The organism is Pseudomonadota bacterium, assembly GCA_039024915.1.
Lineage (GTDB): Bacteria > Pseudomonadota > Alphaproteobacteria > Rhizobiales > MH13 > MH13.
Genome location: JBCCPK010000010.1, coordinates 1 through 17,301 on the forward strand (window position 1 = coordinate 1; position 17,301 = coordinate 17,301).

General features: G+C 60.6%; 16 protein-coding genes. 13 read left to right on the plus strand and 3 right to left on the minus strand.

What is annotated here, in order from left to right:
• Positions 1 to 124: 124 nt before the first annotated feature.
• From AAF739_16530 to AAF739_16540, 3 genes are all read right to left on the minus strand, one after another.
• Positions 125 to 565: a YqaA family protein gene (locus tag AAF739_16530; GenBank protein MEM6384281.1), complete on the minus strand. Its 441-nt coding sequence runs from the start codon at positions 563 to 565 to the stop codon at positions 125 to 127.
• Positions 566 to 730: 165 nt separating this feature from the next.
• The gene (locus AAF739_16535) at positions 731 to 1,336 is read right to left on the minus strand and encodes a thermonuclease family protein (GenBank protein ID MEM6384282.1); all 606 of its coding nucleotides are present in this window, start codon (positions 1,334 to 1,336) and stop codon (positions 731 to 733) included.
• A 66-nt stretch (positions 1,337 to 1,402) separates the two neighbouring features.
• Entirely contained in the window at positions 1,403 to 1,903 is a 501-nt protein-coding gene (locus AAF739_16540) for a thermonuclease family protein (protein ID MEM6384283.1), read from the minus strand.
• Between the two features lie 277 nt (positions 1,904 to 2,180).
• Between AAF739_16540 and sdhC the strand changes: the two genes are divergently transcribed.
• The 13 genes from sdhC (at position 2,181) to msrA (ending at position 17,271) form a co-directional block, all read left to right on the plus strand.
• Complete coding sequence (gene sdhC, locus AAF739_16545; protein MEM6384284.1) at positions 2,181 to 2,579, plus strand: succinate dehydrogenase, cytochrome b556 subunit; 399 nt, start codon at positions 2,181 to 2,183, stop codon at positions 2,577 to 2,579.
• Between the two features lie 60 nt (positions 2,580 to 2,639).
• Positions 2,640 to 3,014 carry a succinate dehydrogenase, hydrophobic membrane anchor protein gene (gene sdhD, locus AAF739_16550; GenBank protein MEM6384285.1) on the plus strand — a complete coding sequence of 125 codons (375 nt, stop codon included), beginning with the start codon at positions 2,640 to 2,642 and terminating at the stop codon, positions 3,012 to 3,014.
• 6 nt (positions 3,015 to 3,020) lie between these two features.
• Entirely contained in the window at positions 3,021 to 4,871 is a 1,851-nt protein-coding gene (gene sdhA / locus AAF739_16555; protein MEM6384286.1) for a succinate dehydrogenase flavoprotein subunit, read from the plus strand.
• Between the two features lie 78 nt (positions 4,872 to 4,949).
• Positions 4,950 to 5,606 carry a class I SAM-dependent methyltransferase gene (locus tag AAF739_16560; protein MEM6384287.1) on the plus strand — a complete coding sequence of 219 codons (657 nt, stop codon included), beginning with the start codon at positions 4,950 to 4,952 and terminating at the stop codon, positions 5,604 to 5,606.
• Between the two features lie 66 nt (positions 5,607 to 5,672).
• Positions 5,673 to 6,470 (plus strand): succinate dehydrogenase iron-sulfur subunit, encoded by a 798-nt coding sequence (locus tag AAF739_16565; GenBank protein ID MEM6384288.1) that lies wholly within the window; start codon positions 5,673 to 5,675, stop codon positions 6,468 to 6,470.
• A 405-nt stretch (positions 6,471 to 6,875) separates the two neighbouring features.
• Positions 6,876 to 8,570 carry a hypothetical protein gene (locus AAF739_16570; protein ID MEM6384289.1) on the plus strand — a complete coding sequence of 565 codons (1,695 nt, stop codon included), beginning with the start codon at positions 6,876 to 6,878 and terminating at the stop codon, positions 8,568 to 8,570.
• Between the two features lie 1,084 nt (positions 8,571 to 9,654).
• Positions 9,655 to 10,584 (plus strand): endonuclease, encoded by a 930-nt coding sequence (locus AAF739_16575; GenBank protein ID MEM6384290.1) that lies wholly within the window; start codon positions 9,655 to 9,657, stop codon positions 10,582 to 10,584.
• Positions 10,585 to 10,656: 72 nt separating this feature from the next.
• Complete coding sequence (locus AAF739_16580; protein MEM6384291.1) at positions 10,657 to 11,202, plus strand: thioredoxin family protein; 546 nt, start codon at positions 10,657 to 10,659, stop codon at positions 11,200 to 11,202.
• A 70-nt stretch (positions 11,203 to 11,272) separates the two neighbouring features.
• Positions 11,273 to 12,535, plus strand: a complete 1,263-nt coding sequence (locus AAF739_16585) for an MFS transporter (protein MEM6384292.1) — start codon at positions 11,273 to 11,275, stop codon at positions 12,533 to 12,535.
• Positions 12,532 to 12,987 (plus strand): YaiI/YqxD family protein, encoded by a 456-nt coding sequence (locus tag AAF739_16590; GenBank protein MEM6384293.1) that lies wholly within the window; start codon positions 12,532 to 12,534, stop codon positions 12,985 to 12,987. The genes AAF739_16585 and AAF739_16590 overlap by 4 nt, the downstream gene beginning before the upstream one ends.
• A gap of 258 nt (positions 12,988 to 13,245) precedes the next feature.
• The gene (locus AAF739_16595; protein ID MEM6384294.1) at positions 13,246 to 14,934 is read left to right on the plus strand and encodes a BCCT family transporter; all 1,689 of its coding nucleotides are present in this window, start codon (positions 13,246 to 13,248) and stop codon (positions 14,932 to 14,934) included.
• A 147-nt stretch (positions 14,935 to 15,081) separates the two neighbouring features.
• Entirely contained in the window at positions 15,082 to 16,500 is a 1,419-nt protein-coding gene (creD, locus tag AAF739_16600; GenBank protein ID MEM6384295.1) for a cell envelope integrity protein CreD, read from the plus strand.
• 111 nt (positions 16,501 to 16,611) lie between these two features.
• Positions 16,612 to 17,271 (plus strand): peptide-methionine (S)-S-oxide reductase MsrA, encoded by a 660-nt coding sequence (gene msrA / locus AAF739_16605; GenBank protein ID MEM6384296.1) that lies wholly within the window; start codon positions 16,612 to 16,614, stop codon positions 17,269 to 17,271.
• The last annotated feature ends 30 nt before the right edge of the window (positions 17,272 to 17,301 follow it).

Genomic DNA, 17,301 nt, shown 5'->3' on the forward strand with positions numbered 1-17,301 from the left:
ACCCGGCGCGCGCCTAATATACCGCGGCCGTTTAACAAGTAACCGCCCCCCCCCACCCCCCCCCCCCAAAAAAAAGACCTCGCCCACTCGTCATGGGCGGGGTCGTCTCGGGACGTTTTTCCCATCAGCCAATGATCCCCAGCGTGATCGCTGCGAGGGATACATAGCGTGTCACCTTGGAAATCGTCACGAGCACCAAAAATACCCAAAGCTTCTCGCGCATGACGCCCGCAACCACCGTCAGCGGGTCGCCGATCACCGGTGTCCAGGCGAGCAAAAGCGACCACCGTCCCCATTTCGCGTAGAACTTTCGGCCGCGCGCCAGCGCTTTCTCGTTGCCCGGAAACCAGGGTTTGTCACGGTAGTGCTGGATGCCAAGCCCGAGATAGTAGTTCACGACCGACCCAAGCACGTTGCCGATGCTCGCGACGATCAACATGCCAGCCACCGAGTGCTGTCCGGCGGTCAGAAAACCGATGAGAACCAGTTCCGACTGAGCCGGGAAGACCGTCGCCGCGAGAAACGCGGATCCAAACATCACGGCATAGGCGGCTAGATCGAGCATCAGGTCGAATAGAGGAAGAATTCAACCGACAGCAAGATGGCAGCGCAAATTCCAAGTGGCACCGGAACGATGACCAATCTTAGCGTTCACCGATCCTTCTGAGCAAAAGCGTTTGCTGCATAGCTGAACACGCCGATGAGCAACGCATAAAGGCCAAGCGCCAAGCTAACACCAACCGCGGCTGTTATCCCACCACTGCGCAAGACCATCCTCAACAAGACGCGAACCGACCCAGCCATCCTCCGTCCGAAGCCGCGCCAGCGTGCGACCGTAACGGTCTTTGTCCCCGCGGACGACTTCAAACGGTGCACCGGAAAGAAGCTCGGACAATCGGTAGGTCGCCAACTCCGCAAGCTGTCTTTCCGCGTGGCAGCTTGGCGAAAACAACTCTGGCGCATCAAGCGACTGTAGGCGAATGCTCTCGCCATAGAGCCGGATGGTGTCGCCATCGATCACGCAGGTCTGTGTAGACGACGAGCGGCAAACCGGCATGGCGACCGCGCTCCGGGCGGGGTCTCGGCTTACAAGCTCCGTACCCAACCTGTCGGCTACAGCGGCGATCAGGGTAGATATGCGCTCGCGTTCGGTAACCAATCCTACGGCAAGCATCCCGACACACACGCCAAGCACAGCAATCATAATAAGGTTCAGCCATCGCGCCCGACGAAGCGATGACAACGCGACCACGTTTGAGCCATCCGAACGAAGGGCGCGACCGCCGGAACCGGCGCGCGATTGGCTGTGGTGCTTTGAGGCTCGAAGGTGGCGCATGCCCAAACGCTAGATGCGAATAGCAAACAAAGCGCAAAGAAGGGCCTTCAGAAACTGATTAAGCGGCTAACACCAACCGCGACCGGTATCCCACCAATGCGCGAGGCCCTCGTCCACCAGAACCGAGCTGATCCAGCCATCCTCGGTCCGCAAGCGGGCCAGCGTACGCCCATACCGGTCATCTTCGTAGCGAACCACGCGGAAGGGCGTGTTGCTCAACGCAACAGAAAGCCGGTCACGGGCTTGCAGGGCGAGAATTTCCTCGTTCTCACATTGTGCATCGGCAATTTCGGGCGCGTCGATACGCTCAAGGCGCAATTGCTCGCCGCGAAACAGCACGCTATCGCCGTCGATGACGCAGGTATCGAAATCACCGGTTCGGCAAAGGGGGACAGGCCCGGAATAGTCGAAGCCTTTCGGACCGGTGACCCGGTCGATCAGAGTGGCAAGCGCTTCGCCGCGGGCTTTGCGGTCCGCCTCCTCGCCTTGGGTCAATACCCAGGATCCACCCAAAACCAGCGCCAGGGCGGCCAGCACCAAAGAAAGAACGCCGTCGGTAGACCGCATGCCATTGCCCTTCCGTAGGCCTTGAACGATGCACCAGCAGATCAGTTAGGGCGGTTAGGGTTACCTTTCCATTAATAAGGCGGCAAAAGAATGAGGCCTACAGGCATCTTACGTAAACGTAATGTTTGTGCGGCAATAAAGCGGCCCGGCTTTCGACCATGGTCGGCTCGACCGAGCCGACCGGCGGCGTTACAACACACTTGAAAGCCGTTTCGGGACATCGGGGTCCCTCGGGTTCGGCGGCATCTCACTCGGTTGAGCATTGAAGGGCGCTTCCATGGCAAGCACCGCACCGGGCGACAATCGCCCGCTTTCACCGCACCTGCAGGTCTATCGGATGCTGTTCACGATGCTTATGTCCATCGTGCACCGCATCACGGGCGCAGCGCTGTATTTTGGAACCGTTCTGATGGTGATCTGGCTGCTTGCTGCTGCCTCGGGGCCACAACCCTATGATGTCGTGACCGACCTTTTCGGGTCGATCTTCGGGCAGCTTGTCCTGTTCGGCTTCACCTGGGCATTGATGCACCACATGCTTGGCGGCATTCGGCACTTTGTTTGGGATACCGGGCGTGGCCTCGACAAGTTCGGTCGAAACTTTCTCGCCCGAGCAACCTTGATCGGCTCTGTGTCGTTGACGCTGATCTTGTGGATCATCGGTTTCGCGGTGCGATGAGCTTTGCGGTGCGATGAAGTGTGAAATGGGAAACAGACGCTAATGGCTGGAACGTCTAAAATGCGAACGCCTCTTTCCCGGGTCCGAGGCTTGGGCTCGGCCAAGGAGGGCACCGATCATTTCTGGCACCAACGCGTGACCGCTCTCGCCAACGTGCCATTAATCCTGTTCTTCATCGTGATGGTGATCGGACTTCAGGGCGCCTCTCATGCCGAATTTGTCGCGGTGATGGGTTCGCCACTTGCCGCTATCATCATGATGCTTGTGGTGATCTCGGGAACGATCCACATGCGCCTTGGGATGCAGGTGATCATTGAAGACTATGTTCACAACGAACTGACCAAGATCCTGGCCCTTCTGGGCAACACGTTTTTCGCCATCATCGTCGCTGCCGCGTCGATTTTTGCGATCCTGAAAATGAGCTTTGGAGGCTGACGCTTCGTGGCACAGCAAAATGGCAATGGAGCCGCAAACGGGGCATCGGGTCCCGCGACGAACGGCCAAGCCTATCCGATTACCGACCACACCTATGATGTTGTGGTTGTCGGTGCGGGAGGCGCGGGTCTTCGTGCGGTTGTTGGGGCATCCCAAGCGGGCCTGAAAGTGGCGTGCATCACCAAGGTGTTCCCGACACGCTCGCACACCGTCGCCGCGCAAGGCGGGATTTCCGCGTCGCTGGGCAATATGGGCCAGGATGACTGGCGCTGGCATATGTACGACACGGTCAAGGGATCTGACTGGCTGGGCGATCAGGATGCCATTGAGTATTTGTGCAAGAACGCACCGGAAGCGGTCTACGAGCTCGAGCATTGGGGCGTTCCGTTCTCGCGCACCGAAGATGGCAAGATCTACCAGCGGCCGTTTGGCGGCATGACAACCAAATATGGCGAGGGGCCACCCGCCCAGCGCACCTGTGCCGCTGCCGACCGGACGGGTCACGCGATCCTGCACACGCTTTACGGCCAGGCGCTGCGCAATAGCTCGGAATTCTTCATCGAGTATTTTGCCATCGACCTGATCATGGACGATAGCGGCGCCTGCCGCGGCGTTGTCGCCATGTGCATGGAAGACGGTTCGATCCACCGCTTCCGCTCACACAAGACGGTGCTGGCGACCGGCGGCTATGGCCGCGCCTATTTCTCGGCAACCTCTGCGCACACCTGTACCGGCGATGGCAACGCGATGGTGCTACGCGCGGGTCTTCCGCTGCAGGACATGGAATTCGTGCAGTTTCACCCGACCGGCATTTACGGCGCGGGCTGCCTGATCACCGAAGGCGCACGCGGTGAAGGCGGCTACCTGGTAAACTCAGAGGGCGAGCGCTTCATGGAGCGTTATGCGCCATCCGCCAAAGACCTTGCATCGCGCGACGTGGTCTCGCGTTCCATGACCATGGAAATCCGCGACGGGCGCGGCGTCGGCAAGAATGGCGACCACATCTTCCTTCACCTCGATCACCTCGATCCCGACATCCTGCATGAGCGCCTCCCGGGGATTTCCGAAAGCGCGCGCATCTTTGCTGGTGTCGATGTCACCAAGGAACCCATTCCGGTGCTGCCGACGGTTCACTACAATATGGGCGGCATCCCAACCAACTATCACGGCGAAGTGCTCACAAAGGTCGGTGGCGACCCGGACACCGTGGTACCCGGGCTGATGGCGATTGGTGAAGCCGCTTGCGTGTCCGTTCACGGCGCAAACCGCCTCGGCTCAAACTCGCTGATCGATCTGGTCGTGTTCGGTCGGGCGGCCGGCGCGCGCTGCGGCGATACGCTGGAGCCCGGTGAGAAGCATCCGGAACTGCCCGCCGATTCTGCGGACCTGTCGCTCTCGCGCCTTGATGCGGCTCGCTACGCCAACGGCTCGACGTCGACAGCTGATCTGCGGCTGAGGATGCAGCGGGTCATGCAGAACAATTGCGCGGTGTTCCGTACCGGCGAAGTTCTCGAGGAAGGCGCAACGCTGATCAACGATGTCTGGGCCGGTACCGACGATATCAAAACGACGGACCGGTCGATGATCTGGAACACCGACCTGATCGAAACTCTCGAATATGAAAACCTCATCGCGCAGGCGGTGGTGACCGTTGAATCGGCGGTCAACCGCAAAGAATCGCGCGGCGCCCACGCACGTGAGGATTATTCCGAACGCGACGATGTGAACTGGATGAAGCACACATTGGCATTTGTTGATGTTGAGGAGAGATCCGTGAAGCTCGATGACCGGCCGGTGCACACCTACACCATGTCGAACGACATCGCCTACATCAAACCGAAAGCCCGCGTGTACTAGGAGCGTACGACGATGTCGTCCAACTCGCCTGATTCCGCTTCGCTGGTCGATCGCGCAAAGACCGTTGCGAAGTATGTTGTGTACCGGACACCGGCGATCAATTCGGTCACCCGCCCGAAATACCCGTACGGCTTGGTTCCTGCGCAGCTAACCTGGCTGTGCAATGCCATCGACGCGACGCGCCAAGCCGATGGCGGCTCGGAACCTGGCTGCATTGTTGAAATTGGCGTCGCGCAAGGCAAGAGCACTGTCTTCCTGCTCGAGCATATGCGCGATATGGGCGACACACGTCCCTATTACTGTGTTGATACGTTCTCCGGCTTTGTCGACGAGCATGTCGAGCACGAGGTGAACGCGCGCGAGAAGAAACGGGCCGCGTTCAGCGCGTTCTCGTACAACGACGAAGAAATCTTCAAGAAGAACATCGAGGCGAACGGCTTCTCCAACATGCACACGCTGGCGGGCGACGCCGTCAAAGTGGACTGGAGCAGCCTGCCACCCATCGACGTGATGCTGCTGGATGTGGATCTGTACATCCCCACCCTGCAGATCCTGAACAACTCGCGCCCCTTCTGGTCGGCCAACGCGCATATCCTGCTCGACGATGTGAAGCCCGGCGGCAACTGGGACGGCGCTGAACAGGCGTATCGCGAGTTCACCGAGGCCAACGATCTGCCTTATGTGAAGGTTGGCTCGAAAGGCGGTTCAATTATCCAGGGAGGAAAGCAAGCCTGACAAGCGCCCCGACGCCGTCGGGGAACAGGGGGCACATGCCCTCGGCAGGATCGGTTTGCAGCACACATGGTTCAACTGACGCTTCCGAAGAATTCCACCGTCTCCACCGGCAAGACCTGGCCGGCGCCCACCAAAGAGGACGGAAGTGCCGCGACCAACACGCGGCAGTTCAAGATCTACCGCTGGAGCCCGGACGACGACGAGAACCCGCGCGTTGACACCTACACGGTGGACCTCGACGATTGCGGGCCGATGGTGCTCGACGCCCTCATCTGGATCAAGAATAGGGTCGACCCGACGCTGACCTTCCGCCGCTCCTGCCGCGAGGGCATTTGCGGCTCCTGCGCGATGAACATCGACGGCACCAACACGCTTGCCTGCACCAAGGGCACGGACGAGGTGCGCAAGAAGGACGTGCCGATCTACCCGCTGCCGCACATGAAGGTGGTCAAGGACCTTGTTCCGGACCTGTCGAACTTCTACGCCCAGCATGCGTCGGTTGAGCCTTGGCTGCAGACGGCGACGCCGCAGCCGCAGGGCGAGTGGAAACAGGCCCGCGAGGACCGCGAAAAGCTTGACGGGCTGTACGAATGCATCCTGTGCGCGTGCTGCTCGACCTCGTGCCCCAGCTACTGGTGGAACGGCGACCGGTATCTTGGCCCGGCGGTGCTGCTGCAGGCCTATCGCTGGCTCATCGACAGCCGCGACGAGGAAACCGGCAAGCGGCTCGACAATCTCGAAGACCCGTTCCGCCTCTATCGCTGCCACACGATCATGAACTGCGCCCAGGCCTGCCCCAAGGGGCTGAACCCCGCGCTGGCGATTGCTGAGATCAAGAAGATGATGGTGGAGAGAAGGGTGTAGCGGTCGGGTGGCACACCCAGAGCGAACGCACACGAAAAATGGGTGTAGCGGTTGGGCGGCACGCCCGGAGCGGGCGCGCACCAACAGCTATGGTCACGCCACTTTCACCAAAGCCCCGGACTTGATCCGGGGCCTCGTCGAATAGTCGGCTCAAGGCCCCGGACACGCTGACGCGTTCCGAGGTTTTTCCATTGTGCCTCGCCCCAATCCCATGCCGTCACCCCCACCCTTATGGCGGGGGTCCATGCTTGAGATTCCACCTTCCATCGGGCCGCCGGCATCGCATGGACCCTCGGGACAGGCCGGAGGGCGACGCGCAGTGGTAAGCTGCGGCGCCAGCGTTGATCATCTGGCCAGCCCAACCTGTGCGTGCCATGTTGTCCGCTTCTACGGGCTTGGGAACACATGGCCGACATCGACGTTACGAATCGCAAGCAGCTTGAGGCGTTTTTAAGCACCGTCGCCGAACGCGAGGGCGGGCGCGAGCAAGTGATCGCGTTCGCGGCAAGAGCGGCGCTACGCGCCATGCCGGCGTTTATTTCTCTCAAGCTTGATGAACGGTCCGAACTCGCCCGAACTATCCTGCTGCCCTGTCTTCGCGCTATGGCAGCGCCATGGGCTGCGGCCACATATCCAGCCCATGGCGCTGATCTTGCGTCTGCTGCCCGCGCTGCTGCCGATGCTGCTGCCCGCGCTGCCGATGCTGCTGCCTACGCTGCCGACGCTGCCGACGCTGCTGCCCGCGCTGCCGATGCTGCTGCCTACGCTGCCGACGCTGCCTACGCCGCTGCCGACGCTGCTGCCCGCGCTGCCTACGCCGCTGCCTACGCTGCCGACGCTGCCTACGCCGCTGCCGACGCTGCTGATGTCGAGGCAATCGAGGCGGGGAAAACCCTCGCTCTTCAACCATTATGGCCAGACGGAGAGAGCAACTGGGCGCGCAAGAATTGGCAGACCCTCCGCCAAAGCCTTCTCGATCTTGAGGAAGATTGGGAGGTCTGGATCGACTGGTACGAAGCGCGGTTGCAAGGCAAACCAACCTTTAGGCTATCGGCAGCCGCCAACGAGCGCATCGAAGTCGCCCGCGTCCTTGAGATCGAGGAAGAGGACTGGAAGCAAGGCCCCGCCCACGTCAACGCCAAGATCAAAGCGATCATCGAGCGGGAGACGGAACTCGACATCGTTGAGCGGGAGGCGAACGCATTTGGTGAACCTCTGGACAAGGCCGACGAACCGCCGGCTGAGCCTGATCCGGGACCGGGTCCAGCATACTCCGCGACAAACGGCAAACTTGCGCGTACAAGGGCGCCACCAACCGAGGATGATGCGAACGCGAGCGAGAAGCTTCTCCCCCGGCTGATTTCGACGACCGAGCGGCTGGCTGCAATGGCTATAAAGCTAGAGAATTCGCACCCGGAACTTGCTTTCGCAATCAAGGAGTATGCCGTCGAAATCAATCGCCCGTTTGAGGAGCTAGACCTTGCCGGACTCTTCGCGACCGGCGGAGCGTTGATGGAAATGCACCTTGCATTTGAAAGTGCCGACGGGCCGACCATGACGGAAGAGCTTGAGCCCGAAGTTAACGGGCTTCTTGCCAACGTGGCCCGGCAGCACGGAGCCTTTCTGCTTGGCACGGAAGAAGGAAAGAACTTGGTCGAGCGCGCTGACCGGTTCCTTCAACAGGCACAACTGCTTCGTGAAATTGAAGCACCCGGGAACACCCTTCTCGGTATTCTCACTGATGACGCTGATCTCGTTGATGAAGAGACGAGGAGCGCGCACAGGCCGCTGCGAGACCTATTGCTTCACTTTGACTGGACCGTTGGCCGGACGGGTTACGCAGCAATGGTTACCGTCCGAAAGGCCGTCTTCTTCTGTTTAATGTCGATTGTTGCGGCAGGTGCTGTCGGCGGTGGTCTACAGCTATTTGGAACGCTCGCAGGCGATCCTCAAATGCAGTTTTTGCACGTTGTAATTCCGTTCGTTCGCGACTACGCGGCGCAAATCCTTGCCTTTTACCAACATAGCCCGGAGATGCGCGCCTACGCTGAATATGCGATCGCATTAGCCAAGAACGCAGACAGAGACAATAAAGCCTAGCCGTTTTCCCGCCGGGCGATGCGTAGGCCGTCATCGCTTTACGGTTCAGCCAGAAGGGTTCCAGCTCCACAGACCGTCATCCTCGGGCTTGGCCCGAGGACCCATGTGGTGCTTGCCGCTATTATGACGCGGCCGGGATGGTATGGACCGTAGGCACGAGGCCTAGGGTGACACTTGGTGATGGAACCGCTCGTTCAGCACGCTCGCGGCTGCGTTACTTTCGCTGCACGACCGACATCCTTCTTTGCTCTGTGCCTCCTTTTTTGCTCTGTGCCACCGACCCTACGTGTCTGCGGCACAACCGCTGGATTTATCCCCGCCCCCTATTCCTTCCCCCATCATCCCTCCCGCCTTTCGCCGATCATCTGACGAGGCGCTCGGGGTCGTGTCCCGGGCCGGTGGAGGGGCGAAGCGCTCAGTCTTCTTTATGGGGTCACGCCCAGCAAAGGTGCTGAGGGTGAAGTCAAAGGCGTCTGATGGTTTGCATCAGGCCGACAGTGTTGGTGGGGATGACGCTCCGGTCCATTCTTGTGGCTCTGTTCCTCCGGAACAACCGCAGGTTGTGGCTCTGTTCCTCCGGAACAACCGCAGGATGTGGCTCTGTTCCACGGCAAAAGCCGTCGGAACAACCGCGAATGGCCCGACCGCTTTCATCCCGAACCCATCCCTGGCGCGTTGATTCCGCTAGAGGTAGCGCCTTACGGTCCGGGTGGCTCGCCTGCCCAAGCCGCCTTTGTATAAGCCAAAGAACGCTTCGCACGGGGTGCTCGAGCCTCTGGTTCATCCGTGAGGCAGCGCCACAGACATATCAAAGACACAGGCGACGCCGCACGGCACCCCGTCTGCCCCGCATTGCTGATAGCGCTGGTCTTGCGCTTCCCCGGATCAAGTCCGGGCTCAACGTGCGATCAGCACGATGACACCGCGAACCGGCAATGTCGGCTCGCGCTTCTTGTGCTGCGCCTTTTGAGCTGCAAACGGAAGACATGCCCGGTCACACGAGTGTGAAGGCGCGGGGCTGGAGCGCTGCATCCAAAACGTGCTTGGCTGACGGGCCTCCGCCTGCCGCACCCACGGACCGTCCTTGCTCCTGCGCATCCTCCAGTTCGTCTTCGCCATCATCGCCGGGCTTGCGGCGGTGGTCGCGTTTCAGCACCTGCGCCTGTCGACGGCCTCCCCGCCGCCGGACAAGCCCGAAGGCGCGATCCGGATCGCCTCCTACAATGTCCACTACATCGTGCTTTTTCAGGGGGAAGGGCGCTGGGGCCTGTCGGGCTGGGAGGAGCGCAAGGGGCCGATGGACACCGTGTTCAAGGCGCTCGACGCGGACATCATCGCCTTCCAGGAGATGGAGAGCTTCTGGCGCGGCAGCGATGGCAGCATCAATCTGGCGCGCGACTGGCTGCTCGAGAACAACCCCGGCTATGCCGCGGCAGCGATGGGCGACTGGCGCGCCTTCCCCGGCACCCAGCCGATCTTCTACCGCCCCGAACGCTTCGGCGTGCGCGATCAGGGCTGGTGGTTCTTCTCCGAAGAGCCGGACCGGATCTATTCGCGCGGGTTCGATGGCGCTTCACCCTCCTTCGCCTCGTGGGTGCAGTTCGAAGACAGGGACAGCGGCGCCCTGTTCCGCGTGGTCAGCGTGCATTTCGATGCGTTCAGCCGGACCAACCGCAACGGCGCCGCCGCGCTGACCGCTTCACGCGTCGCGCCGTGGATCGAAGCTGGCGAGACGGTGATCCTTGCGGGCGATCTCAATGCGCTTTCGGGCTCGCGCATCCATGCGACGCTGGAAAGGGTCGGGCTGACGTTCCCCAGGGTCCCGCACGCGAGCTTCCATCTCAATCGCGGGCTGCATCTGTTCGGAGCAATCGACCATTTCGGTCTGTCAGGCACCGCCCAGGCTGTCGCCCGGCCCTTCGTGCTGCAGATGAGACCTGATGGTGTCTGGCCGACCGATCACCACCCGGTCGGCATCGACCTGAACATCGATCCATCGGTCCCTGATGGTTGATCATCGTCCTGCGTTGCGCTTGTCGGCGCGGGCCTCTACCCTCGCGTGAGACGACGCGGAAGGCGGTGCGGCATGCTCACCCAAGACACACACCCAATGGGCTGGAAGGCGGAAGCTTTTACGCTTCCCGATTGCGACGGAAACCAGCACAGCCTCGATAGCCTGATGGGCGAGAAGGGTCTCGTGCTCGTCTTCATGTGCAACCACTGCCCCTACGTGGTGGCCGTCGCTGATCGCCTCGCCGCCGACGCTCGGACGCTCATGGATGAAGGGTTCGGCGTGGCTGGGATCAACGCCAATGATTTCATCGCCTACCCCGAGGACAGCCCCGCGAAAATGAAGCTTTACGCCGAAAAGTGGGCCTTGCCCTTCCCCTATCTGGTGGACGAGGCGCAGCACGTTGCCAAATCCTATGGAGCGGTCTGCACACCCGACCCGTTCGGCTTCTCCGCGGCGGGCGAATTGCAATATCGCGGTCGTCTGGACGACGCTCGACGCGGCGATGCCTCCGGTCGGACGCCGGAACTTGTGAACGCGATGCGGATGATCGGCGAGACGTCTTCAGGGCCAGCCGAACAGTTTGCCAGCATGGGCTGCTCCATCAAGTGGAGCCGATAAAGCTGCGCGCATATCCTGCAGCTAATGGTGCACTTACGCTTTTCCGGATCGGCAGCGCCGACGTCTCGCCGTGACCTCAACCGCTTCAACCACTCTCGAAACGCCCGGCTTTGCGCGCTTCATAGCGGCCAACGCGCGCTGGCTTGGCGCGGGCTTTCTTCTGACCGCAAGCAGCTCATTCGGGCAGACCTGGTTCATCTCGCTGTTTGCTGGTGAGATCCAGGCCAAGCATGCACTGAGCGATGGCGCGTGGGGGAGCTTATACACGGTCGCAACGCTGGCATCGGCAACGCTGCTGTTCTGGCGCGGAGACTGGGCCGACCGTGTGCCCTTCGCCGCATTGGTCGCCGTCATCTCGATGGCCTTCGCAAGCGCACTTGTTCTGTTTGCCTTCGCGCCCACCGTTTGGCTCTTGGGCGTCGCCCTATTTGGTTTGCGTTTTTGCGGCCAAGGCATGTTTACCCATATCGCGATGACGGCCATGGGCAGGTGGTTTGCTGCGCACCGCGGGCGCGCGGTGGCGATAACCAACCTTGGCCACCCACTGTCAGAGATCATCTTGCCGCCAACGGTCGTACTGGCGATTGCCACGGTTGGCTGGCAACCAACGCTTGCGTTTTCGGCCTTCCTGCTCGCCATCCCGATTGCGCTCGCTTTGCGCCGACTTCTGTCGGGAAGCCGCACACCGAAGTCGGTCGAAGAGAACATGGATACGCCCGGCCTGTTCGGTCGCCATTGGACCCGCGCCGACGCCCGGCGTCATTGGTTGCTTCCTGCGCTGGTGCCGGTGCTCCTGACGCCAGGCTTTATCGGGACGGTGATTTTCTTTCACCAGGTGCACATCGCCGATCAAAAGGGATGGACGCTGCTGGCCATGACACCGGGCTACGCAAGCTTTGCTGGCCTCGCCATTCTGTTCAGCATCCTAAGCGGATTGGCGAGCGACCGTTTTGGACCACATCGGCTTTTGCCCTTTCTTCTCCTGCCGATGGGCTTGGGAATAGCGCTGCTGGGCCCCGCGTCGGACATTTGGCACTGGTACGCGGCGCTGGGACTGCTGGGCATAAGTCAGGGAATTTCCAACGCATTGGCGGGTGTCCTGTACCCCTTCGTTTACGGCACGCGACATTTGGGTTCGATCCGTTCGATGGCGACCACGATCATGATCTTCTCGACAGCCATCGGGCCGGGTATCACCGGCATCCTCATTGATCGCGGTATACCGTTTGCCGCTCAAGCTCCGTTCATGGGAGCTTGGTGCTTTGTGTTCAGCTTGCTGTGCTTGTGGATCAGCGTCCGGCTCAACAAGCAAATAGGAGTTCAGGCAGCATGACCATCTACGTCGACGCCGACGCATGTCCTGTCAAAGATGAGGTGGAAAGGGTGGCGGACCGTCTGTCGATACCGGTTGTTATGGTCTGCAACGGCGGCATTCGCCCGCCGCGCAACCCGCTGTTGAGGTTGCAAATCGTGCCAGAAGGCCCAGACGCTGCCGACCTCTGGATTGCCGAGCAATGCCGTTCCGGCGATATCGTCGTCACGGATGATATGCCCTTGGCGGATCGGTGCGTCAAAGCGGGCGCACAGGTGCTCAAGAACAATGGTGAGGTCCTCACAGCGGCCAATATTGGTGAGCGAATTGCCACACGGGACCTGATGGCCGACATTCGCGCCGCCAATCCCTTCCATCAAGGAGGGGGTAGGCCGTTTTCCAAGGCGGACCGATCACGCTTCCTGCAAGCGCTCGACAAAGCGGCCCGCCAGGCAGCTCAGTCGGCACGCTAGTCCCGAGAGACCTCAATCATTCTCGCGCATTCCGATGGCCTGAGGCGGCCTCAGTCGCGCGCGGCCGATGCACCCAAAAATCATCTCAGGTCACCCGATTGAAAAGGACCAATCCACAGTCGGTTCGGCCATTTTTTGCGATCTACATTCTAGCTTGCTAACATACGGCCGGTCCCCATCCGGGACGCCCAAGAAAAATGCCGATCGGTTGAAAAAGGTCTGCACGCAGCAGACCTGCCGAAGAGCACGTGAGGAAAGATATTTATGAAGCCTCCTATTACAGAACTGCCCATCAAGACTGCCGCATCAGGCTTCTACCGGGGCTTCACCAAAGACGTGACAATCACCGCCAAGATTCTGGTTGGTGCGCTCATTATTTGGGCTATCGCGTTTCCAGCGCAAGCAGCCTCCGTGCTTGGCGCACTCAACAGCATCATCCTTGCATCCTTCAGCTATTGGTACGTTTATGCTGTCGCATTCTTCCTGATCCTGTGCTTCGTCCTCGCGCTTTGGCCAGCCGCGGGAAGACTGAAGCTCGGAACGGAAGAAGACGAACCGGAATTCTCGAATTTCTCCTGGTTCTCGATGATGTTCGGTGCCGGTATCGGTATTGGCATGCTCACCTTCGCGACGGCGGAGCCCATGTATCACTGGGCATCGAACCCCGCGACCATTCAGGGGATCACCGAGGGCAGCACAGCGGGCAACGTCCGTGACGCTTATATCTGGTCGTTCACCCATTGGGGCCTTGCGGCCTGGGCCTGCTACGCGATTGTCGGGCTTGCGCTAGCCTATTTCTCCTACCGCCGCAGCCTACCGCTGACCATTCGCTCCGCGCTGACGCCGATCTTCGGCAACCGTCTGTCCGGACCTCTCGGCCACGTCGTGGACATCGTTGCGGTTGTGGCGACTGTTTTGGGCGTTTCGCAAACCCTTGGTTTCGGTGTTGAACAGTTCATTTCAGGACTGTCACGCATCGGCTTTGGTGATTGGCTGTACGCGGTCAACGATGCGGGCGAGCAATCCTCATCGACCTTGGGCATCATCTTCGCACTCACGGTGATCATGGGCCTGTCGACACTGTCCGCGCTGTCGGGTGTCGGCAAAGGCATCAAATGGTTGTCGAACCTGAATATGGGTCTGAGCTTCTTTCTGCTCGCGTTCTTCCTGATATTCGGATCGACCTTCTTCGGCGCTCAAGCGTTGGTTGTCGGCGTCTTCGATTACCTCGTGTCCATTCCGGGGAACATCATCACGGTCTGGTCCGCCGACGGGACCGAGACAGGCGATGCGCTGGCCGGCTGGCAAGGCGGCTGGACGATCTTCTATTGGGCCTGGTGGATTGCCTTCGCGCCATTTGTTGGCGTGTTCCTTGCGCGCATCTCCAAAGGGCGCACGGTCCGCGAGTATGTGCTTGGCGCCATGATCATCCCGGCGCTGATGTGCTTCGTCTGGTTTGCAATGGTCGGCGGCACAGCCATCGATCTTGAACTGTCTGGTGTCGCTGACGGAGCGATCACCGGCGCAGGCCAGGCTGACCAGCTTTTCGCGATGCTTGCGGTGATGCTCTCTGACGGGCTGGCGTTCGCGATGTCGATCATCGTCGTGATCTTGCTTCTGACCTATCTCGTCACGTCGGCCGATAGCGCTGTGCTGATCATCAACACGATCAATGCAGCCGGTGACGAAGGGCCGAAGGCGCGGCCGCACATCCTTTTCTGGGGTGCTGCACTGGCGTTCGTGGTCGGTGGCCTGATCATCGCCGGCGGGCTCGGCGCAATTCAGACCGCTATGGTGATCGGCGCACTGCCGTTCTCAGTCGTCATGGTCCTGATGGGTCTCGCTCTGATCCGCGCAATCTATCGCGATGGTCAGCGCGAGAAGCAGGGCCTGCCCACCACGTTCGTTGATGACGAACCGGCGGGTGATCGCGTTCCCGCAGAATAACCAAACGCTGTTGGCGCGGGTCTGATCAGGCCCGCGCCAACGCCTTAGTATGGCCTTGGCTTCGTCCCAGCACCCTCGAAACGCCGCCATATTTCCAGCCTAGCGCAGACGCCCCAGCCCGTCCGGGCCTCGACCGCAGGCAAATCCATGACCGATACCCTTGTTTCCGCCACCGGCCGCTTTGTGCGTTCTCCGGGCTTCAAGTTCTTCACGCTCGGCGTTCTCTCGCTTGTGTTGCTCATACCGGCATCTTTGGTCTGGTTGCTGGTGTCCGAACGCGAAGATCGCGCGCGCGATGTTGCAGATGAGATTGCAGGCATCTGGGGTGGCGCGCAGGCGCTGACCGGACCCTTTATCGTGGTCCCCTATGAGGTTGAGGTCACCACACTTGAAGACGAGCGGGAGAGCGTCAGAACGGTTCGCCGGGAGGCCGTCTTCCTGCCGGAGACGCTTGATGTCTCGGTCTCAGCGCGCAGTGAAGTACGCTCGCGCGGGATCTTCGATGTCCCCGTCTATGCCGCCGACCTGACCCTGACCGGACAGTTTGGAACGCTCTCCCCTCGGTCGGTCACGGCGGACGCAGCGCGCTTCTTGTGGGGCGAGGCGCGCTTTGCGCTTGGTATTTCGTCCGTCCGCGCGATCCGCAATGCCGTCGTGCTTGACATCAATGGCGATACCCGAGCTTTCGAACCAAGCTTGGGCACCAGCTCAGCTGGCGCGCTTGCGATTTCACAGCAAAGCTCCGGGCGACCAGGCACAGCGCTCGGTCAAGGTATCCACGTTCCGGGGCTGTTCAGTGGCGCACCCGAGCCATTCGAGTTCACGATCAATCTCGAATTGAACGGCTCACGGGCCCTTCACATAGCTCCGGCCGCACGGGACACGCGCGCAACGATCACAAGCGATTGGCCTCACCCATCATTCACAGGTTCCGCCCTGCCCTCCAGCTCCGAGATCAGCACCGATGGCTTTGGTGCAAGCTGGCAAGTCCCCCATCTGGGCCGTTCGGTTCCACTGGCCTTCACGTTGACCGGCAATGGCTTCCTGCAGCAACTGGCGCACGATCAGTTCGGGGTGCGCTTCTTTCAACCCGTCGACTACTACGCTTCGGTTGACCGGGCGCTGAAATACGCAATCGTCTTTATTGGCGTGGTGTTCATGGCCGTGTTCGTCATGGAGGTGCGCACGGGCCGCGCTGTGCACGTCGTCCAATATGTCTTTGTCGGCCTAGCGCTTGTGCTGTTTTACATCCTTCTCCTATCCATCGCCGAGCATCTTGGGTTCGCCCCCGCCTATGTGATCGCCGCCAGCGCGACCGCAACATTGATCGGGGCCTACTGTGCCCAGTCGCTCGGCGGAGTGCGTCATGGCCTTGTGGTGGCCGCCCTCCTGGGATCGGTGTTTGGGGTGCTCTATCTGTTCCTCCAGCTTGAAGACTTCGCGCTCCTCGCCGGCTCGGTTTTCGCCTTCGCCGTCCTTGCACTGACCATGTTCAGCACCCAATCCATCGACTGGTCGGGTGGTATCAAGAGCAAGACCGCTGACGCGAGCCACACGCGACCGTGAACAGATTTGGTTGGCAATCGCGCTCACGGGAAGCCATATCACGCTCACCAATGGTCACTGAACCATAGCGATTGACCAGAACGCCCACAGATCGATCGGAGGCAAAACCTCATGACCCGTCAAAACCGCCTCAGCGCCTTTGCCGTTGCGATTGCAACAACCGCACTGGTTGGCTTCTCGCTCGCACCATCTGCGAATAGTCAAAGCAATGACGAGGCCGCGAGCTCCGCGCAGACCGAAACGGCCATATTCGCTGGAGGCTGCTTCTGGTGCGTGGAAAAGGACTTCGATCACGTCGCCGGTGTGCTGGAAACGACATCGGGTTATATTGGTGGCACGACCGACAACCCCACCTACCGCAGCCACGGACCCGATGGACACCTTGAGGCGGTTGAAGTGGTCTACGATCCAACCGTGGTGAGCTACGAAGACCTTGCTTACACCTTTTTGCGGACCGTCGACGTGACCGATGACGGCGGCCAGTTCTGCGATCGAGGAAACTCCTATCGCACCGCGGTCTTCGCGATCGACGATGAACAACGCGCGGTGGCTGAGGCCGAAATCGCCAGAGCCGAGCAAATGCTGGGCCGGGACATCGTGACCCGCGTGCTCGACGCGTCCACCTTCTGGGACGCCGAAGGCTTCCACCAGGACTATTATCAGAAGAACCCGCTGCGCTATCAGTTCTATCGCACATCCTGCGGTCGTGACCGGACGGTTCGGCGCGTTTGGGGCGAGGAGGCTTACGCTGGGGTCGACAAGTCGAGTTAACCGCGCCACAGCGCCATACAATCTCACGCT